General features: G+C 41.3%; 15 protein-coding genes, 4 tRNA genes and 1 pseudogene. 3 read left to right on the top strand and 17 right to left on the bottom strand.

Annotated features, from left to right (window positions below):
- Positions 1-57: 57 nt before the first annotated feature.
- From rpoB to FERRO_RS03120, 13 genes are all read right to left on the bottom strand, one after another.
- Complete coding sequence (gene rpoB, locus FERRO_RS03180) at positions 58-4,128, bottom strand: DNA-directed RNA polymerase subunit beta (RefSeq protein WP_056929404.1); 4,071 nt, start codon at positions 4,126-4,128, stop codon at positions 58-60.
- Between the two features lie 124 nt (positions 4,129-4,252).
- Positions 4,253-4,630, bottom strand: coding sequence for a 50S ribosomal protein L7/L12 (gene rplL / locus FERRO_RS03175; protein ID WP_056929403.1), 378 nt, complete (start codon positions 4,628-4,630; stop codon positions 4,253-4,255).
- Between the two features lie 16 nt (positions 4,631-4,646).
- The gene (gene rplJ, locus FERRO_RS03170; protein WP_056929402.1) at positions 4,647-5,174 is read right to left on the bottom strand and encodes a 50S ribosomal protein L10; all 528 of its coding nucleotides are present in this window, start codon (positions 5,172-5,174) and stop codon (positions 4,647-4,649) included.
- Between the two features lie 235 nt (positions 5,175-5,409).
- Positions 5,410-6,108 carry a 50S ribosomal protein L1 gene (rplA, locus tag FERRO_RS03165; RefSeq protein ID WP_056929401.1) on the bottom strand — a complete coding sequence of 233 codons (699 nt, stop codon included), beginning with the start codon at positions 6,106-6,108 and terminating at the stop codon, positions 5,410-5,412.
- Positions 6,108-6,542 (bottom strand): 50S ribosomal protein L11, encoded by a 435-nt coding sequence (rplK, locus tag FERRO_RS03160; RefSeq protein ID WP_056929400.1) that lies wholly within the window; start codon positions 6,540-6,542, stop codon positions 6,108-6,110. The genes rplA and rplK overlap by 1 nt, the downstream gene beginning before the upstream one ends.
- Before the next feature lie 66 nt (positions 6,543-6,608).
- Positions 6,609-7,142 (bottom strand): transcription termination/antitermination protein NusG, encoded by a 534-nt coding sequence (nusG, locus tag FERRO_RS03155; protein WP_056929399.1) that lies wholly within the window; start codon positions 7,140-7,142, stop codon positions 6,609-6,611.
- Positions 7,142-7,489, bottom strand: coding sequence for a preprotein translocase subunit SecE (gene secE / locus FERRO_RS03150; RefSeq protein ID WP_056929398.1), 348 nt, complete (start codon positions 7,487-7,489; stop codon positions 7,142-7,144). The genes nusG and secE overlap by 1 nt, the downstream gene beginning before the upstream one ends.
- A gap of 36 nt (positions 7,490-7,525) precedes the next feature.
- Positions 7,526-7,601 (bottom strand) — tRNA-Trp (locus tag FERRO_RS03145).
- 56 nt (positions 7,602-7,657) lie between these two features.
- Positions 7,658-8,848 carry an elongation factor Tu gene (gene tuf / locus FERRO_RS03140; RefSeq protein WP_056929397.1) on the bottom strand — a complete coding sequence of 397 codons (1,191 nt, stop codon included), beginning with the start codon at positions 8,846-8,848 and terminating at the stop codon, positions 7,658-7,660.
- 65 nt (positions 8,849-8,913) lie between these two features.
- Positions 8,914-8,988: transfer RNA gene (locus FERRO_RS03135), tRNA-Thr, on the bottom strand.
- Between the two features lie 17 nt (positions 8,989-9,005).
- Positions 9,006-9,079 (bottom strand) — tRNA-Gly (locus FERRO_RS03130).
- A 41-nt stretch (positions 9,080-9,120) separates the two neighbouring features.
- A tRNA-Tyr gene (locus FERRO_RS03125) sits at positions 9,121-9,205 on the bottom strand.
- Between the two features lie 112 nt (positions 9,206-9,317).
- Positions 9,318-9,719: a GtrA family protein gene (locus FERRO_RS03120; protein WP_056929396.1), complete on the bottom strand. Its 402-nt coding sequence runs from the start codon at positions 9,717-9,719 to the stop codon at positions 9,318-9,320.
- 89 nt (positions 9,720-9,808) lie between these two features.
- Between FERRO_RS03120 and FERRO_RS03115 the strand changes: the two genes are divergently transcribed.
- Entirely contained in the window at positions 9,809-10,756 is a 948-nt protein-coding gene (locus FERRO_RS03115) for a glycosyltransferase family 2 protein (protein WP_056929395.1), read from the top strand.
- Between the two features lie 67 nt (positions 10,757-10,823).
- Complete coding sequence (locus FERRO_RS03110) at positions 10,824-12,716, top strand: acyltransferase family protein (protein ID WP_056929394.1); 1,893 nt, start codon at positions 10,824-10,826, stop codon at positions 12,714-12,716.
- 5 nt (positions 12,717-12,721) lie between these two features.
- Here FERRO_RS03110 and FERRO_RS03105 read toward each other — a convergent pair whose 3' ends face one another.
- Genes FERRO_RS03105 through arsC form a run of 3 tightly spaced genes read right to left on the bottom strand, consistent with a single transcriptional unit; the run spans position 12,722 to position 14,388 of the window.
- A complete protein-coding gene (locus FERRO_RS03105; RefSeq protein ID WP_056929393.1) occupies positions 12,722-13,213 on the bottom strand; it encodes an acyl-CoA thioesterase in 492 nt (163 codons plus the stop codon).
- A 43-nt stretch (positions 13,214-13,256) separates the two neighbouring features.
- Positions 13,257-13,967, bottom strand: coding sequence for an arsenical resistance protein ArsH (gene arsH / locus FERRO_RS03100; RefSeq protein WP_152975707.1), 711 nt, complete (start codon positions 13,965-13,967; stop codon positions 13,257-13,259).
- On the bottom strand, positions 13,960-14,388 hold the full coding sequence (gene arsC, locus FERRO_RS03095; RefSeq protein ID WP_056929391.1) for an arsenate reductase (glutaredoxin): 429 nt from the start codon (positions 14,386-14,388) through the stop codon (positions 13,960-13,962). The genes arsH and arsC overlap by 8 nt, the downstream gene beginning before the upstream one ends.
- A gap of 262 nt (positions 14,389-14,650) precedes the next feature.
- Here arsC and FERRO_RS03090 point away from each other — a divergent pair.
- Positions 14,651-15,073: pseudogene (locus tag FERRO_RS03090) on the top strand (transposase); the annotation flags it as partial.
- A 373-nt stretch (positions 15,074-15,446) separates the two neighbouring features.
- Here FERRO_RS03090 and FERRO_RS03085 read toward each other — a convergent pair.
- Positions 15,447-20,399 (bottom strand): AAA domain-containing protein, encoded by a 4,953-nt coding sequence (locus tag FERRO_RS03085; RefSeq protein WP_056929390.1) that lies wholly within the window; start codon positions 20,397-20,399, stop codon positions 15,447-15,449.
- Positions 20,400-20,407: the final 8 nt, after the last annotated feature.

Raw genomic sequence — 20,407 nt, 5'->3', positions numbered from 1 at the left:
CCTCCAACGGTTATGCCACGAGGCTTACAATGATGTTATCGTCAAATATGTAACCCATTAATTTCTTTCTAAATCAATATCAATACCCAGTGAACGGATTTCTTTCACTAACACATTAAACGACTCAGGCATTCCTGCAGAAATCTTATGTTCGCCTTTAACAATGTTTTCATAGACCTTAGTACGTCCTGCTACATCGTCAGACTTAACGGTTAACATTTCCTGTAACGTGTAAGAAGCACCATAAGCCTCAAGTGCCCATACCTCCATCTCACCAAAGCGCTGTCCACCAAACTGAGCCTTACCACCAAGAGGCTGCTGCGTGACGAGACTATATGGTCCCGTAGAACGAGCATGCATCTTGTCATCAACCAAGTGATGCAGCTTGAGAATGTGCATGTAACCCAAGGTTACCGGACGATCAAAACCTTCTCCTGTACGCCCATCAAATAAACGCATTTGTCCATTTCTTGGCAAACCAGCGAGCTCAAGCATGTCCTTAATCTCAGCCTCTGTGGCTCCATCGAATACGGGGGTCGCAAAGGGAACGCCTTTTCTCAAGTTTTTAGCTAGTTCCATCAGCTCTTCACCCTCAAGATCAGCTAACGCTTCTTGTTTACCGGTACCGTTATAGACACGCTCAAGGAATTGACGCATTTTGATAGCATCAGTTTGTTGGTCAATTAATTGACCAATAACATGACCCAATCCTTTGGCAGCCCAACCCAAATGAGTTTCAAGAATTTGTCCCACATTCATTCGAGAAGGAACGCCCAATGGGTTTAGCACAATATCAACCGGCGTGCCATTGGCAGTAAAGGGCATATCTTCTACCGGAACAATTTTTGAAATAACCCCTTTATTTCCGTGACGACCTGCCATTTTGTCCCCGGGCTGTAAACGACGTTTAACAGCCAAGTAAACTTTTACCATTTTTTGGACACCAGGCGGCAATTCATCGCCTTGGGTCAATTTTCTTTTTTTCTCATCAAAGAAAGCATCAAATTCTTTTCTTTTTTGATCAAGACTCTCTTTGAGTTGTTCGAGTTGCAATTGCGCATCATCTTCAGCAAGACGAATATCAAACCAATCGTAACGACCCACTTCCGTCAAATACGTCTTAGTAATCTTGGTACCCTTAGCTAATTTCTTTGGTCCACCTTTAGCTGTTTTACCTGTTAACAAGCGTTCAATACGGCCAAATGTATCATTTTCAACAATACGCAACTGATCGCCTAGGTCTTTTTTATACTGAGATAACTCATCATCAATGATTTGCTGAGCACGGGCGTCACGATCAATTCCCTCACGGGTAAAGACCTGTACTCCAATCACCGTCCCTGACATACCGGATGGAACACGTAAACTAGTATCTTTCACATCCGAGCTTTTCTCACCAAAGATAGCACGTAACAGTTTTTCTTCAGGAGTAAGCTGTGTTTCTCCCTTCGGAGTCACCTTACCAACTAACACATCTCCTGCTTCAACTTCAGCACCAATATAAATAATACCTGAGTCATCCAAGCGCCCTAACATTCTCTCCGATAGGTTTGAAATATCACGGGTAATCTCTTCAGGACCAAGCTTAGTATCTCGCGCCACAACAGAGAGCTCTTCAATATGAATTGAAGTAAAGCGATCCTCCGCCACAATACGTTCAGAAATCAGGATTGAATCTTCAAAGTTAAATCCATTCCATGGCATAAAGGCTACTAATAAATTTTGGCCCAGAGCCAACTCACCCATGTCAGTGGAGGCACCATCGGCTATCACGTCATCACGTGCAATTCGGTCTCCCACTCTTACGATTGGACGTTGGTTAATATTAGTGTTTTGGTTGGAACGACGATATTTAATTAAGTTATAAATATCTACGCCTACTTCCCCTGCTTGTGTTTCATTATCATTAACCCGCACCACAATTCGAGAGGCATCCACATAATCCACGATTCCACCACGACTTGCTTGAACAGTGGTACCAGAGTCAACTGCTACAGTTCTCTCAATACCGGTCCCCACTAAAGGTTTCTCAGCTCGTAGACATGGTACTGCCTGACGCTGCATGTTAGAACCCATGAGCGCTCGGTTAGCATCATCATGCTCTAGGAACGGAATCAGCGAAGCTGCCACAGATACAATCTGCGCTGGCGCAATATCAATATGTGTAACCCGATCGGAAGTCGCTAAAGTAAATTCGTTATGATGACGGCAAGATACCAAGTCATCAACAAACCGCCCTTTACTATCAACCTCAGCATTGGCCTGAGCAATAACATATCGTCCCTCTTCAATAGCAGAGAGCATTTCAATTTCATCAGATATGCGACCGTTATCGACTTTTCTGTAGGGGGTTTCTAAGAATCCATACTCATTGGTTCTAGCATACAACGCCAATGAGTTGATCAACCCAATGTTAGGACCCTCTGGTGTTTCAATAGGACATACTCGTCCGTAATGAGTTGGATGAACGTCACGGACCTCAAATCCCGCACGTTCACGCGTAAGACCACCAGGCCCTAGTGCTGATACACGACGTTTGTGGGTAATTTCAGACAAAGGATTTGTTTGATCCATAAATTGCGACAGCTGACTTGAACCAAAAAACTCTTTAATAGCAGCTGAAATTGGTTTTGCATTAATTAAGTCATGGGGCATTAAGTTTTCTGACTCAGCCTGAGACAGACGCTCCTTGACCGCACGCTCAACTCTTACCAGTCCTGATCTGAATTGGTTCTCAGCTAGTTCTCCCACTGACCGAACTCGACGATTACCAAGATGATCAATATCATCAATTTCACCGCGACCGTTTCTTAATTCAACTAGGATTTTAATAACATCAACAATATCTTCATTTGACAGCACCGCCGAGCCCGTCAGTTCATTTCGACCAACACGACGATTAAACTTCATGCGACCCACAGCGGATAAATCATAGCGCTCTTCATTGAAGAAAAGACCTTGAAATAAAGCTTTTACTGCCTCTTCAGTGGGCGGCTCACCGGGACGCATCATTCTATAAATAGCAACCTTGGCAGCCATCAAATCAACGGTATCATCCACTCTTAAGGTTTGTGAAATGTAAGGGCCTTGATCTAAATCATTGGTATAAATAGTTTTAAATTGTTTTATACCCGCCGCATTAAACCTAGTTAATGTAGCCTCAGTGATTTCATCGTTCGCTTGAGCCAATAATTCACCGGTGTCGGTATCTATAATGTTGTGGGCAATAGCACGACCTAATAAGAAATCCTCTGGCACTTCAATACTCTTTAGTCCAGCCTGCTCCATTTCACGTATATGTTTTACAGTAATTCTTTTATCGCGAGGAACAATTACTTTACCTTTCGATACGATATCAAATCGCGCCACGTCACCACGCAGACGCTCAGGTACAAGTTCCATAGAAATAGAGTTCTTTTCCATGTGAAACGTATCAAATGCAAAGAATGAGTCAAGAATCTGCTCGGGAGTGTAACCCAGTGCTTTCAATAATATAGTCACCGGCATCTTCCTGCGTCTATCCACACGGAAATAGAGATAATCCTTGGGATCGAACTCAAAATCTAACCAGGAACCGCGATAAGGAATAATCCTTGCTGAAAAAAGCAACTTACCCGAGGAGTGTGTCTTACCGCGATCATGCTCAAAGAACACACCAGGGCTACGATGCAATTGGGAAACAATCACTCGCTCTGTACCATTGATCACAAAGGATCCATTCTTTGTCATCAGAGGGATTTCACCCATATATACTTCCTGCTCTTTAACCTCTTTAACGGTAGGTTTAGAGGCTTCACGATCCATAATTTTCAAACGGACGCGAGCGCGCAGGGGTGAAGCATAGGTCATGCCACGCTGCTGACATTCAATTACATCAAAAGCAGGGTCACCTAACAAATAACTCACGTACTCCAAGCTGGCATTACCAGAATGGCTAACAATCGGGAAAATAGAACGAAAGGCCGCTTCAAGACCTTGATTTTTTCTATTATTAGGGACAACTTCCGCTTGCAAAAATTCTGAGTATGAATCAAGCTGTGTAGCAAGCAAAAACGGAACTTCGAGAATACTTTGACGTTTAGCAAAACTTTTGCGGATACGTTTTTTCTCGGTGAATGAGTAACTCATGTTATCTCCATGTCGTTAAGACAAATGCGTACGGCGACCCCTCCAAAGGGACCGCCACTAACCAGGCCGCTTATACTTCAAGCCAGATGAATGGCGCCCCATTCATCCTGCCCACATAGATCAATTACTTGATTTCGAAAGTAGCGCCAGCTTCTGCTAATTGCTTAGCAATAGCATCTGCATCTGCTTTTGACACACCTTCTTTAACAGGTTTTGGTGCACCATCTACTAAGTCTTTAGCTTCTTTCAAACCAAGACCTGTAATGGTACGAACAACTTTAATTACGTTAACTTTGTTATCGCCTGCGCTGGTAAGAATAACGTTAAACTCTGTTTTTTCTTCAACAGCGGCAGCAGCACCTGCAGCTGGAGCTGCAGCAACTGCAACAGCCGCAGCAGCGGAAACACCAAATTTCTCTTCCATGTCTTTGATTAACTCAGACAATTCAAGAACCGTCATTCCTGCGATTGCATCTAAAATTTCAACTTTACTTATTGCCATTTTCTAAACTCCTAAATTAAACAGTAGCTTGTTTTTGATCTCGTACAGCGGCAACACCACGTACGAACTTAGCCGGAACTTCGTTAAGCGTCTGAACGAATTTCGCCACCGGTGCTTGCATTGTTCCCATTAACTGAGCAATGAGTTCATCACGACTTGGCATCGAAGCAAGATTAGCGACTTCCTTGGCGGACATGACATAATTTGCCATGGCTCCACCCTTGATAATCAACTTATCATTTTGCTTGGAAAATTCATGTAACACCTTAGCAGCCGCCACAGGATCATCTGAAATACCATAAACTAATGGTCCAATCATATGATCGGATAACATTGAAAAAGGTGTATCAGTTACTGCACGGCGAACTAAGGTATTTTTCAGAACACGGAAGTAAACTCCCGAAGCCCTGGCCTTGGCCCTTAAAACAGTCATGTCACTGACTTCCATTCCACGATACTCTGCCAGAATGATGGATTTTGCATTGGCCACTTGGCCTGCAACTTCAGCAACTACCGCTTTTTTCTCTTCAAGATTAAGACTCAAGGTCCGTCCTCCTTACCAGAATTACAGAATCACAAAATTATGATTCCAACCACGGCGACCTTCATTTCAGGGCTTCGGCGCTAAACAAGCCACCATTACTACCAGACCTTCCATCAGGGACCGCCATCTGCGTAGGCTGTTTTTCAACGATTAAACTCAACTGAGTCCCTACGGTCTTTGATGTCCAGTTGAATCAGCTTCCCGACTCAACCGCCCAAAGTTCTTTACACTCTTATCAAGCAGCCACCACAGAGGAGCCATCCACACGAATGCCAACGCCCATGGTACTTGATACTGAGATTTTTCTTAAATAAACACCTTTGGCTGTACCCGGACGCGCACGATTGAGAGCACCCAGCAATGCCTGAAAGTTTTCTTCTAAGGCTTCAACACTAAATGAAGCGCGTCCAATAGAGCAGTGCACCAAACCGGCTTTGTCTGTACGGTATTGAACTTGACCAGCTTTTGCGTTAGCCACGGCACCTGCTACATCTGCTGATACCGTCCCCACTTTCGGGTTAGGCATTAACCCACGAGGACCTAATACTTGCCCTAATGGCCCGACAATTCTCATGGCATCTGGGGTCGCTATCACTACATCAAAATCCATGAAACCATTTTTAATTTTTTCCGCGAGATCTTCAAAGCCAACGTGTTCCGCGCCAGCCGCTTTGGCTTTTTCAGCATTTTCACCCTGCGCAAAAACAGCCACCCTCATGGTCTTACCGGTCCCTCTAGGCAATACCACTGAACCTCGTACTTGCTGATCGGATTTCTTAGCGTCAATACCTAAATTAATCGCCACATCCACTGATTCATCAAACTTTGCTGTTGCTGTTTTCTTAACCAATTCAAGAGCGTTAGCAATTGGGTAAACTTTTGTCCGATCTACCTCTGCCAACAAGGCTTTTAGTCGTTTTGATTGCTGTGCCATTATTTCACTCCCTCAACTTCAATCCCCATACTGCGTGCGCTACCGGCAATAGTGCGCACCGCCGCATCCATATCTGCAGCGGTCAGGTCAGGCATTTTAGTGGTTGCAATAGCTTCTGCTTGAGCACGAGTTAATTTACCTACTTTATCGGTATGGGGTTTTGGACTACCTTTGGTCACACCAGAAGCTTTCTTAATTAAAATAGTCGCTGGTGGTGTTTTCATCACAAACGTAAAGCTCTTGTCAGCAAAAGCCGTGATCACGACAGGTACCGGTAAACCAGGTTCCATGCCTTGTGTTTGTGCATTGAAAGCTTTACAGAATTCCATAATATTGAGACCACGCTGACCTAGCGCTGGACCTACAGGGGGGCTTGGATTTGCTTTTCCTGCAGGAATTTGTAGCTTAATGTAGCCTACAATTTTCTTTGCCATAATAACTCCTTAATATGGGTAATAGCGGATCCCTAAAGACCCTTCCCGTTAGTTAACCCTAATTGCTTAGGACTTTTCTACTTGCCCAAACTCTAATTCAACCGGTGTTGCACGACCAAAGATTAGAACTGAAACACGTAATTTGTTTTTATCGTAATTAACTTCTTCAACATTGCCATGGAAGTCTGTAAACGGACCATCCTTCACTCTAACTGACTCACCCACCTCAAAAAGAATCTTAGGACGTGGTTTTTCCACTCCTTCTTGAACTTGATGCATGATCACGTCCACTTCTTTATCCGTGATAGGAGAGGGCTTATTAGCCCTACCACCCACAAAACCTGTGACTTTAGGCGTACTTTTAACTAAGTGCCAAGACTCATCGGTCATATCCATTTGCACTAAGATGTAGCCTGGAAAAAACTTACGCTCACTAATACTTTTTTGACCACCTTTCATCTCAATAACTTCTTCCACTGGCACTAAAATCTCTCCAAACAGCTCTTGCATTCCGGATCGAGCAACGCGCTCAAGAAGAGCTTTTTTAACACTCTTCTCAAATCCTGAATAGGCATGCACCACATACCATCTCATTGTCATCACTCAGTCCGTCCTAATAATCGTTGCACCAATGCAAGTAACCCCCAGTCAACTAGCCAAAGAAATAATCCCATAACTAACACCAGAGCAAATACTACTAATGTTGTTTGATACGTTTCTTTTTTACTGGGCCACACAACACGTTTAGTTTCAGCCACTGCATCTTGAGAAAAACGAAAGAATTCCTGACCCGATGCTGTAAACCAAGCAACCAGTACGCCAAGCCCAAGACCCACCAACACCGAAAGAACCCGAAACAACAGGGCGTGTTCTGATAGTTGATAATATCCAATGAGCCCTGCTGCTACCAATACCAAGGCAAAAGCAAACTTAAGCTTATCCGCCATCAAATTTATTAATCCTTATCTATGCTTACGCACTTTTGGCAGGCCAGGAGGGCCTCGAACCCCCAACCTACGGTTTTGGAGACCGTCACTCTGCCAATTGAGCTACTGGCCTGTTACCACAACAACACTGGTGGGTATTTGATCGCTTAAATACCCACCTAAACAGTCTTACTCAATCACTTTAGCGACCACACCGGCACCAACCGTACGGCCACCTTCACGAATCGCAAAACGCAATCCTTCTTCCATCGCAATCGGCGCAATCAATGTCACCGTTACAGATACGTTATCACCAGGCATCACCATCTCGGTTCCTTCTGGCAACTCAATGGCTCCCGTCACATCCGTAGTACGGAAATAAAACTGTGGACGATATCCTTGGAAGAACGGCGTATGACGACCCCCTTCATCTTTTGATAATACATAAATCTCAGCCGTAAACTTAGTGTGTGGCGTAATAGAACCTGGCTTAGCCAATACTTGACCACGCTCCACATCCTCACGCTTGGTACCACGTAACAATACCCCAACGTTATCACCTGCCTGACCTTGATCAAGCAACTTGCGGAACATCTCAACACCTGTACATACCGTCTTCTGAGTAGCCTTCAAGCCCACAATCTCAAGCTCTTCACCTACCTTAACTACACCACGCTCAACACGACCAGTCACCACCGTACCACGACCTGAAATAGAAAATACATCCTCAACCGGCATCAAAAACGCACCGTCAATAGCACGCTCAGGCTCAGGAATATATGTATCCAACGCCTCAGCTAAACGCCAAATTGCCGGTTCACCAATCTCAGACTGATCGCCTTCCAATGCCTTCAATGCACTACCAATCACAATCGGCGTATCATCACCTGGAAAATTGTATTTCGATAACAGTTCACGAACTTCCATCTCCACCAACTCAAGCAACTCTTTATCGTCTACCATGTCAGCTTTGTTCATGAACACCACAATATATGGCACCCCAACTTGACGTGCCAACAATATGTGCTCACGGGTCTGTGGCATAGGACCGTCCGCAGCAGACACCACTAAAATCGCTCCATCCATCTGTGCCGCACCAGTAATCATGTTCTTCACATAATCCGCGTGACCAGGACAGTCTACGTGCGCATAATGACGATGGTCCGTCTCATACTCCACGTGTGCCGTGTTAATCGTAATACCTCGGGCCTTCTCTTCTGGCGCTGAATCAATCTGATCGTAACTCTTCGCCTCACCCCCGTACTTCTTCGACAACACAATCGTTAATGCCGCCGTCAAAGTCGTCTTACCATGATCCACGTGACCAATCGTCCCCACGTTTACGTGTGGCTTCGTACGTTCAAACTTGCCCTTCGCCATATCAATTTCCTTAACAATACTCAGCCTTAAGCCGATCAAAAGTTAATAAAGAGTTACCAATACCTTGGAGCCCATGACCAGGATTGAACTGGTGACCTCTCCCTTACCAAGGGAGTGCTCTACCACTGAGCTACATGGGCCATGTTTACCCAAAATCTGGAGCGGGTGAAGGGAATCGAACCCTCGTCGTAAGCTTGGAAGGCTTCTGCTCTACCATTGAGCTACACCCGCGTAAAATCCAGCACACATTTTGTTCACCATCTTAAAAAAACTGGTGGAGGGAGAAGGATTCGAACCTTCGAAGGCAGAGCCGTCAGATTTACAGTCTGATCCCTTTGACCGCTCGGGAACCCCTCCAAAATGAACCAATTATTGTGTACTACGTTACCCTCTCTTGTCAATGAAAGTTAAGAAAATTTCTAAAATAATAGTTAGATTCTGCGTAAAACTCTTATTTATGCCTATAAAATCATTTAAATACCCAAGTTTTAGAAGCAAAATAATTGAATACCATACCTCCGAGAGAGCCAGCCGCCACCGCTACAACTGGATATTCTTTTGGAAAAGCAAACAGGATGACGAGAAAAACATATAAGCCATTATTTATAATAGCTCCTATTATATTAGCTGAAAAGTAATGAATCCATTCCAAAAAAAGATTTTTTTCCAACGTCTTTCTAAAAGTATAGGTGCGGTTAATCCACCAAGTTACTGTTACAGCGAGAAAAAAACTAATTACTTTAGCGCTAATTAACCCCGCTCCACACCATTTGTGTAGCACTGTAACAACGCCAGCATCTACGACAAAACCACAGGAGCCCGCTAAAATAAAAAAGAGGTAATGACGGTTCGCTAACTGCTGGACACGCATTGCAACCACCTTATTTGTTTTTTATTCATCATGTTTCATCTTTTATCACAGGGTATAATCTATTATTCATTATAAAACAAGCGACTTGAATGAACCCGACTCTTTCTCTCATTGTTCCCATGCACAACGAAGCCGGTAATATTGAACTTCTTTATGAGAGACTTCATCGTGTGTTATCTCCAATGCAAATTACTTGGGAAATGTTATGTATTAATGACGGGAGTACTGATAATACTCTTGACGAGCTACTTAAAGCACAACTCCATCATTCACAAATCATTGTGATTGATTTAACCAGAAACTTTGGCAAAGAAGCGGCACTGTCGGCAGGGATTGACTTTGCAAAAGGCGAGGCGGCTATTCCTATCGATGCTGATCTACAAGACCCCCCTGAAATCATTCCACAAATGATTGATCTGTGGCACAAGGGTTTTGATGTAGTGCTTGCAAAAAGAAAAACACGGGATGGAGATTCATTTGTTAAACGAAATACCGCTCACTGGTTTTATACAATAATTAATCAACTCAGTGAGGTAGATATACCCCAAGATACCGGGGATTTTAGGCTCATTTCTCGTCCAGTTCTCAATGCATTAAAACAACTTCCAGAACGTAGACGGTTTATGAAAGGACTCTTTGCGTGGGTTGGATTTAAAACTGCTGAAATAGAATATGAGAGACCTGAGCGGCATACTGGTCAAACTAAGTTCAATTATTGGAAACTGTGGAATTTTGCTTTAGAAGGGATCACCTCGTTTAGTGATGCTCCCCTTAAAATCGCTTCATATTTTGGAATACTCGTTTCCTTACTATCTTTTCTCTATGCCATCAAAATAGTCGCTGATACTTTGTTATACGGCAATCCAGTAAAAGGCTACCCTTCACTCATTGTTGCTATTTTATTTTTTTCTGGCGTACAGCTTATTGCTCTTGGGGTTATTGGGGAATATCTTGGAAGAATCTACTCGGAAAGCAAACAAAGACCAATCTACTTAGTACGTAATATTTGGCAAACAAACAATCATGACAATACTTAAATTTACACAATAAATCTAATTGTTTAGTACAAATAATAAATTTAAGTAATCACCAGGGATCCTAAGCGTGAGTTCAATTCAGCATAAATTAAAAATAGATGGCTTAAGGGGTGTAGCCATTTTATTCGTACTAATATTTCATTTTTTTCCAGAAAAATTTCCCGCTGGCTTTATTGGAGTAGACATATTCTTCGTCATCTCAGGGTTCTTTATGACGAAAATTATTTTTACAGATTTAGATCAGCATGACTTTCAGTTGGTTAATTTTTACCATAGAAGAATAAAAAGATTAATTCCGTCAATATTAACAGTTGTGACATTAACCTTTTTGGTAGGCTACTTTTTTCTAGGTTCCCATGCATTTACAGAACTATCCAAAGAATCCCTAGGAAGTCTTTTTTTCTATTCAAACATTCTCTTCTTAAAGGAAGCAGGGTACTTTGATCAACATAGTCTTTATAAACCTCTCCTTCATTTTTGGAGTTTAGGAATTGAAGAACAATTCTATTTCATCTGGCCATTATTATTAATTTGGATCTTTAAAAATAAGGTGAATCGCCTTTATTTTTTGATAATCATAATCACTTTCTCTTTTTCTCTTAATCTATTTTATTTCTTGTCTGGAAATTATAATATTGATTTTTACTTACCTTTTACACGTTTTTGGGAATTAGGTATTGGCGCTGTCATTACACTTGTAAATATCAAACCATTAAAAATCTCTCTCTCATATTTTGGTACATTACTGCTCATTCTCTCCCTATTTATAATTAAAGATTCTTCGCAATACCCTGGTTATATCGCATTGATACCAGTATTCGCTACTTCTTTGATTATTTTGGCTGATGATTATTCGATTATTAGTACTTATCTCTACTCAAATAGGTTTCTAGTTTGGACTGGAAAAATCAGTTTTAATTTATACTTAGTCCATTGGCCGATCATAGTTTTCTTTTTTTTATTTAACGCAGAAGTAATAAAACATCTTAGATTTCCTCTACTAGTATTATCGTATCTTCTTGCGTCCTTAATTCATTATTTTATTGAAAACCCACTAAGGTATAGCACGTACAAACCGCTAGCACCATTACTCATCTTTGCTAACATTGCATTAGGTTTATTAGCTGGATTCTCTTATATGAATCACGGTCAAATCTTTAATAAGCCTGTTTCTTTGATCGAAGAAAAAAATATTCAACAAATTACATGGAATGATACCAGTGACGATTTATGTAAAAAATTCACTTCTCTGAATACTACTTTTTGTAAAATTTATGGCAATAAAAACAATATAACTGTAGCTATTATTGGAGATAGTACAGCCAATCATCTAGGTCCTGGAATAGCCAAATATATGGACTTAAATAAAGAAGGATTAATTAACTTAGGAGATGGTACTTGCCCAATAATTTTGGGATTAAAAGAAAATAGTGGCTGGGGAGGACCCCGCTCAAAAGAGGGAAAAAATTGTGTACAAGACACATCGCTGATTATTAATTATTTGTTATCTACATTACAAATTAAAACCGTTATACTAGGATTCTGGCTTCATGAAATGGACTTTTGGGGCGTCAACAAAGACGAGGTAGGAGTAGCGCGTTTAAGCACTTTAATTATCAATGAAGCCAATCTGTTTCATCGCCATAATATAAAAACAGTTGTTACATTTGGTAGTCCTTATACAAATGCAGACATAATAATATGCATGAGACCTACCATGTCAGAAACATCTTTTTGTAAGAATAAGTTTTATTTAATCTACGAAGATAATCTTTTTAATTCTTTACAACGTAAACTTGAAAATCAAGTGATTACTTTCAACCAAGCACAGTATTTAGAAAAATTAAATATAAATTATATTTATGACTCTAGCGACTTACTCATATTAAGAGATGATCATCATTATAGTTACCACGGCTCAGCATTAATTGGAGAAAAGTTAATTCAATTAATCAAATAAAGTTATCAACTTTTATTATTTAACCGCCTAATATCACTAAATTTTTTTTCTAATTCTTTCCTCATCTCTCTTCTGATGAGAGCTGCCTCATACCTTCTCACTTCATCGCTAGTTACTGGAATAAACTTAGGGACCGCTGTGGGTTGGCGATTCTCATCCATGGCCACCATAGTTAAAAAACAACTGTTTACGTGACGCACTACTTTCGTCAAAATATTTTCCGCAATGACCTTCACCCCCACCTCAATGGATGAGGTACCAGTGTAATTCACTGAAGCCAAGAATGTTAATAGCTCCCCCACATGAATGGGCTGTTTAAAAGTTACTTGGTCAACACTCAATGTCACCACATGTCGACCCGCATACCGACTAGCGCAAGCGTAGGCTACTTGATCCAGTAATTTTAGAACATCACCACCATGCACATTACCAAAGAAATTGGTTTTATCTGGCGTCATAAGTACTGTCATGGTCAGCTGATGTGAGGGGATTTTCATGTGATATAACTCTTTTTAAAGATCATAATTGAAATATCTGTTGCTAAAGGCTATTTTGATTCACTCTTAGAGACAGTTCTTCTGCTCTCTCTCGGCGTTCACTATATCGATCTGTTAGATAGATTGAAATATCGCGTGTCAATAACGTGAACTTAAAGAGCTCCTCCATCACATCAACGACTCGTTCATAGTAAGAGGAATCTTTCATCCTACCCATCTCATCAAACTCTTGAAAAGCCTTTGCCACCGAAGATTGATTAGGAATGGTAATCATCCTCATCCATCTACCTAAAATTCGCATCTGATTCACAGCGTTAAAAGATTGCGAACCACCTGACACCTGCATTAAGGCTAAAGTTTTACCCTGAGTTGGGCGAAGCGCTCCTTGAGAGAGTGGGATCCAATCTATTTGAGCTTTCATGATTCCTGTCATAGCACCGTGACGCTCGGGCGAGCACCAAACCATACCCTCGGACCAATTTGCAAGACTTCGTAACTCAATCACTTTGGGGTGAGTGTCAGGCTGATCATCAGGCAAAGGGAGACCACTGGGATCAAAAACTTTAACTTCGCCCCCTAGTGCCTCTAGAAGTCTTGCTGCCTCCATAATTAACAGTCGACTGTAGGATCGCTCCCGCAAAGAACCATATAATAGAAGAAAGCGTGGACGGTGAGAGGATATACCAATCTTTGCAAAATTCTCAATCCCTGGTAACTCAAATAATGCTTTATCAACATTAGGAAGATTAATCATTTGATTTAGCACTTTCACTCCCTATATTAATGACTATTTCACCATCTTCTTTAACAAAAGTATTTTTTTGTGGATTAGGGAGAATATCTAATACCAGTTCTGAAGGCCGGCATAATCGTGTTCCTTTATTTGTGACAACAAAGGGTCTATTGATTAGAATGGGATTAGCCAACATAGCCTCTAATAATTCATCATCTGATAGGGTGGGGTTCCCAAGCCCTAATTCTTCATAGGGTGTCCCCTTTTGACGTATTGCTCCGCGCACATCTAACCCTGCACCCTGAATCAACTGAATGAGTAGCTCACGGGTTGGGGGAGTGTTCAGATATTCAATGATGATCGGCTCCTCTCCGCTGTTACGGATCATAGCCAAGGTATTACGAGACGTTCCACATGCTGGATTGTGATAAATAGTGACCATTAAAAAATTACCTTAAATTAATAAAAATTTTGGCTCTCCACCAAATAAGGGGGCACTTTAATCAATTTAGCCCAAACTAAATCCTTGATTTTGCGATAAAAAAGGGATTAAAACCCCCAAGAACAATATTATCCTAAATTGACCAGGTTTTTCTACAGTAAAAGTCAGTGGTTATCAACCTCTATGATGAGAAGTGAAATACAACCGCTTAGCCCGTTGTAGCCACTGCCACAGCAAACAGGTTCGTAAAAAAGCATATCCTATAATTCAACATCAGTGCATGATGACTTATAGAGAACCCAGTGGTGAGATAAAAAACAATAGAGGGATCTTGGCGTTATTGAGAATCAGGCCAGACAATCTCACTCAAGATAAACAGACTAACAGAGATCTGTTCTTAGACAGGTATCCAGCTATTGCAGCCATTTATCCCTTCCAACAACCACTTCATACGCTATTGATGAAAAGAGCTTTAACGCAACGGGCATGTGGTGAAGTGATTCCTGTATTCCTAACGATGTTAACTGAGTTAAAACAAAGTGCCTTTAAACCAGTGGCTGCTTTAGGTAAAACACTCAGCTCATGGAAAGAGGAGAGTGCCAGAATGTGGCGGTTTAGTAAATCTAATGGCATTACAGAAGGATGCCACCGTAAGATGAAACTGATTCAAAGAAGAGCTGATTGATTCAGAAACTTTGAGAATGTCAGAGTGCGTGTTAAGGGGCTCTGTGGATGATTAAAACTGCCCCCCTAAATGAGAAAGAGCCAAAGAACGCACTGATGGGTTCCAGGCCATTAAGAGTGGTGCGACGGAGGGAGTCGAAGATAAGCCTGAAAGCCTTTATACAATGGAATTAAAATAATTACTAATTTAAAATACCAACATAAATACCAACAACTAACGTTGTTCAATTTTTAAATTATATTAATGAACAACGGCCTTCTCGCCACATTTAACAACTTTCCCACAGACGTACACAATGTGCCGAATTCTACGCTATTTTTCAGCATCTATCCAGATTAACAATAGGCATTAATACATAATTTTAAATTAGAAACTATGTTCTATAGTGCCTTTTAATTTGCATAACTTTAAGTGTATGAACAGGTCTACCAGGTACACTTAGTTCAACCTCATCACCCTCTGCCATCTCAAGAAGTGTTTGAGCAAGTGGTCTGTTCTCATTAATAATGCCTGCATCTAAATTATCTGGTCCAGAAACAATCTGTACTTGGATATTTACATCAGGCACAGCTATATCAATGTAAGTGACATGATCTCCCGATTGCACAACTAATGATTCAAAATCATGAACCGGCAAACCATTGCGCCCTACCAAAACAACCAAGTTATCATCCACTGAATTTTCGAGTGGATTTACGCCGATTTCCTTATCTTGTTGATCCAGATTAAAGATTTCGTTATCAGTTTTTGATTGTTGCTCTGAAGCTTTGATCGAGGAATAAGTGCGAAATTCCGTATAAACACTTCTCGGTGCATTTTCAGCTCCAATTGGTTCAATTCCACGTTCAGATAAAGTTTTAACAAGATCCTGAAGGACCTCGCCTTTGTGCATTACATAAGTTGAAGCAAAACAACGCCAAAACCTCCAGCCGGCACGCTCTAAAATACGTTGGCGATTCATGTCTGCGTCCCACTTGTCTGGTCCATGATAGCGATCCCCATCACACTCGACGGCGAGCCTTGCATCATGGTTCCCCTCAACGACCATATCGATTCTAAAGTCTCCCACCTTAATTTGAGGGATTACACGATAGCCCCGTTCAACAAGCTCATCATAAACATCCCGTTCAAAAGGTGACTCACAAAGTTCTCGTAAGTCATCTACTCGTTGTTCGTCTTGTGCAAATGGGTAAACAAAGTGAGAAACCAAACCTCTGCGTAAATGGTCTTTTTCACTTAAATCATTCAGTTCAGCGCTTCTTACCAAATACATTCGATCTCTAGCACGAGATGCAGCAACATTAAATCTTTGAGAAAACGTATCACGACCTAATGCTGTAATTGATGAATTTGGAGCTACTACCATTGAGAGAAACATAATGTCTCGCTCTTTACCCTGAAATGTTCTGGCATCACCACAGGCTATCTTGAACTTTTCAATGACCTCTGGACCCAACTCATCTTCTAACATCTGCCAAATTTTCAAAGCCTGTTTTTCCCCCAGCAAAGATACAACACCTATGCTACGGTTAACCATTTTAGGGTCAGCACATATTGCTGCAATTTCATCAACAATAAAATGCGCTTCAGCAAGGTTGGTATTATCGGTCTTATTGACGAATCCATCCTCCACAAACACATCAATCAGTGGGGGATCAAGTCGCTCTGAAACCTTGGGTAAGCGCAAGGGTTTAAGTTCGTTATTGTAAAACTCTCTTTTAGAATATTCGATAATTGGACTTACACAACGGAAATGCTCTTTAAGCATCACAGAGTGTTGAGCAAAAACCACTTTACAAAGGTCGTAAATAGAACGCTCCGGAGTCATTTGCGCGCGGAAATTTGCTACTTGATTAGTTAGAAACCGTGCCATAAGACTTCGAATTTTCTCCTCTTCAATACCCACGCCCTCAGGAGAAACTTGCTTATCATCTCCAACAATTAATATTTTCTTGGCGCGCAGAATCGCGGGTAGAGCTGTTAGATCCGACTGGGAAGCCTCATCAATGATAACAAGATCAAACACTCCTAATTCAGGTGGGAGAGACTCAGACACTCTATAATGCGGCATTATCCAGCATGGAATAGCAGGATTTGCTTGTGCTGCTGCATGACGAGCGTCCTGACGGTATCGAACTGCACGTTTTCCAGTGCCTTTACCAATTTTGCTAATTGCATTCGAGAAAGCAGCAAGTGCTTGGCGAATGTTAGGTGTGGCATTGCATGCTAGTTTATGCCAAGTGCGTTTAGAAACAACATCTTGATAAGCTCTCGCTAAATCTGCTTCGGCTTCGGATCTTTGAACACTTAGTTGTTTAAGGTCCTTACGTACATCTATGCTCTCAAGATAATTGGATAAACGTCTTAGGCGCCAAGCCTGTGCCCAAGAGCCAGGCAGAAAATCATCTACTGTCTGAGTCACGGGAATAGATTCAAGTTTTGAAGCCCAATCAGGTGCGCCAGACTCGCGAATGAAAATACAATTTTCAGACACGACTTTAAGATGTGAAGATAGCCCATGCAAACGCCTTAACTCTTCCATTAAAGCTGTCCATTCCGCTTGCATTTGAGCATCAGGTATTTGTGGATTACCAAGTGTTTCCGTGCAAAATGAATTAATTTCTTCAATAATCCGGCCATTACAACCGGCAGTAATTTCTTGAAATCGTTCTTTGAGAGCCCATGTATCCGCTAATCTATTACGTGTGAGATGATGAATCAGGAAAGACTCAAATCTTTGCAAGTTTTCTTCGTTATTAGTAGTTTCATCCCCATGAGTCCAAGAAGGTATTATTACCTTAGCTTTTTCATCTAATACTCTTTCTACTGCGATGAGGTTTTTTGTAGACCTAAACACGCCTAATGCGTCAACAGCCAAATGAAAATGTGAGGGGTCATTAGCTGGTAGATTTTTAACATACACTTCAGAAGCCAATACATTCCATCTTGTGACTAGCGTTCTAAGGCATTTAATATGGCTTATATAATCAAGTATATGCGCCCAATCTAAATTTCCGTTTGGTGGTGCACTTAAAACCCGTATCGTTTGTAAAGTCTTTTTCTTATCAGCTTTTCCGATAATCCCTGTAATTCCAAATGGAGACTTACCAAGAGCTAAATTATTAACGGCTTGAATTAGCTCATGATCTTGATCAATGTCATGAGGTGCTTCAACAGGTTTTTCAAGGAAACGCCGCCTATCTTGATTTGCCGAATCTATTTCTTCTAATAATGTTTCAAACATCTGGAAAATGTCTTTTGAGTGACCATTTTTTAATTTCACTCGGAGAGTTTTAAACCAATCATGTCCAGATTGATGAAGTTGTGTTTTAAGTAGCTTTATATTAGAAATTTGCTCTGCAAGTGACGACGCTAATTGAAACGTTTCTTTTGATGAGTTCGCCAATGGTGGGACTGTCCCATCTTCAATAGCAGATTTAAGTTTGCTCAACTGCCCTAAATCTTGATGTACACGCAAGAGATCTCTAGAATCTGGGAAAGAAGATACTACAGGTAATTTCTTATCTAAATAGTCAAGGTCTAAACCTAAATGTCTTCTCGCCTCTCTCAAAGCGGCGATATTATTCTCATTAAATTGAGGCTTATGCTCGTCACCAATAGTGAGATCATCTTCGATCCATTCGAAGCTGCCTTGCTCAGTAACAAGTTCTTTAGCCGCTTCTTGCGGATCTATAGCCTCTCCATCAATCAATAACTTGCTTAGGTTTGCCACAGCCAATTTTGTTATTGCACGATCAAGACTAGATATCCGCCCATGGAGTCCATCGATATGTGTTTCAAGTTGAGATATTTCACGTCCTAAGGATACTCGGTCAATACGTTGCACTTCTGATGCTATTTTGCTAACCGCAAACTCAAACTGTTTCATTCCTTCCTGCTCGCTACTCAACAAGCTGATTGCTAAAGGACGAATATCTTCTGGGAGATATTCTCGCAACACACTCAGTGCGGGATCTCGCATGGACGTTACTAAAACTCGCTTCCCCAATGCCAGATTGTGGCAAATGATATTTGAAATGGTATGTGTTTTACCTGTACCTGGGGGCCCTTGGACAATCACGCCAGGTGATTGCTCCAGCAACTGAATAATGCGAACCTGTTCTTCGTTATAGGCTTTAGGGAAAAACAAGTCGGCCACTGAAGAGGTTTGGGTCAATCCACCGCCATCTGAACCATACACATTAGAAAGCCCCCTAAAACTCGGCAGCTCTATTTCAACATTTACGTTTGATGGTTCTGTCACAACACATGCAATAGCTTCAGGTAATATAACCGCACCTTCAGAAAGATGTTGTTTGAATCTCTCTAAGTCTTGAATATACACACTAGTACTGCGCGGCCTCGCAAACAATACCCAAGTATCGGTAACCTTCAAGCCTAATTCGGCTTTAGGAAGCATCCTGTCATCTGAGGCAGTTTCGTTTGGCCAATAAACGCCCTGCGAATCAAGATATGTAACTGCTGAAGTAAGCAAAAACTCAAAAGTTGTGTGATCAAAGGGAGAGAAAGTTTGTTTAGCATTTAAGAAGTGCTCTTTGCTGATATGCTCTAAATCTGCAACTCCCTGATTATCTGCCGCGGAAAATATTTCAAGCTCTAGCCTAGCATCTACATCTCTTGGCCTGACCTCTATATCCATAGTCAATTCATTAAATGAAATTTCAACCAGCCTAGTAATTAATGGGTATGAAACTAAAGTATCCCCCATCTTCCAAACTGCTATACCAGTGCCCCAAACCAGCTCTAATTGTGACTCAATTATTGAACCCTCTAATTGTTGCTTTAGTGTAAAGAGAGCCTTATAAAGACTAATTGATTCGCGGCGAATTTTTTCTTCAATTGACCAAGGAGTCCACCGATTTTTAATATAGATTTCCAGTTGCGTTTCTACTTCTTTTTTCTGTTCATAACTATCAAGAAATACAAGTTGCTTAGGATCTAAAGGCTTATATTCAACATTTTTAAATGTCATTTCTAGTCCCAACTCGATGAGCTGCTGGGCTTCGATATATTTCTTAAGGGAAGGCTCCTTTGTAGGGTTATTGGTGAGATCTATCCAAGCTTGGAGTATATGGCTGAGAATATCAGGTGGTTTTTGTTCATGAAGTCGGTTAAGGATTAACCATACTTCATCCCCACTATCTTCGGTTGAAATGTTAAGGTGAACGCCTGGTAATTTTGCAATTCCATTTTCATGTCTACAAAAAAGATGAGAGGCAACATTCGTAGCATGCTTGCTGTTCATTGCAGCGCTTTTTTGAGCGTAATCGATTAAGGCTAGCAGTCTTTCTTGTTCTATTGCCATACATCACC

It is taken from the genome of Ferrovum sp. JA12 (assembly GCF_001431705.1).
Lineage (GTDB): Bacteria > Pseudomonadota > Gammaproteobacteria > Burkholderiales > Ferrovaceae > PN-J185.
The sequence above is the reverse complement of the archived record's forward strand: the minus strand, read 5'-3'. Positions and strand labels throughout refer to the sequence as shown.

Excerpts from the sequence above, each read along its gene's own strand:
- tuf (WP_056929397.1), bottom strand. The coding sequence starts at position 8,848 with ATGGCGAAGGGCAAGTTTGAACGTACGAAGCCACACGTAAACGTGGGG.
- arsC (WP_056929391.1), bottom strand. The coding sequence starts at position 14,388 with ATGGTCACTATTTATCACAATCCAGCATGTGGAACGTCTCGTAATACC.
- rplL (WP_056929403.1), bottom strand. The coding sequence starts at position 4,630 with ATGGCAATAAGTAAAGTTGAAATTTTAGATGCAATCGCAGGAATGACG.
- secE (WP_056929398.1), bottom strand. The coding sequence starts at position 7,489 with ATGGCGGATAAGCTTAAGTTTGCTTTTGCCTTGGTATTGGTAGCAGCA.
- rpoB (WP_056929404.1), bottom strand. The coding sequence starts at position 4,128 with ATGAGTTACTCATTCACCGAGAAAAAACGTATCCGCAAAAGTTTTGCT.
- FERRO_RS03120 (WP_056929396.1), bottom strand. The coding sequence starts at position 9,719 with ATGCGTGTCCAGCAGTTAGCGAACCGTCATTACCTCTTTTTTATTTTA.
- arsH (WP_152975707.1), bottom strand. The coding sequence starts at position 13,967 with ATGATTAATCTTCCTAATGTTGATAAAGCATTATTTGAGTTACCAGGG.
- rplA (WP_056929401.1), bottom strand. The coding sequence starts at position 6,108 with ATGGCACAGCAATCAAAACGACTAAAAGCCTTGTTGGCAGAGGTAGAT.
- FERRO_RS03105 (WP_056929393.1), bottom strand. The coding sequence starts at position 13,213 with ATGAAAATCCCCTCACATCAGCTGACCATGACAGTACTTATGACGCCA.
- FERRO_RS03115 (WP_056929395.1), top strand. The coding sequence starts at position 9,809 with ATGAACCCGACTCTTTCTCTCATTGTTCCCATGCACAACGAAGCCGGT.
- FERRO_RS03085 (WP_056929390.1), bottom strand. The coding sequence starts at position 20,399 with ATGGCAATAGAACAAGAAAGACTGCTAGCCTTAATCGATTACGCTCAA.
- nusG (WP_056929399.1), bottom strand. The coding sequence starts at position 7,142 with ATGACAATGAGATGGTATGTGGTGCATGCCTATTCAGGATTTGAGAAG.
- rplK (WP_056929400.1), bottom strand. The coding sequence starts at position 6,542 with ATGGCAAAGAAAATTGTAGGCTACATTAAGCTACAAATTCCTGCAGGA.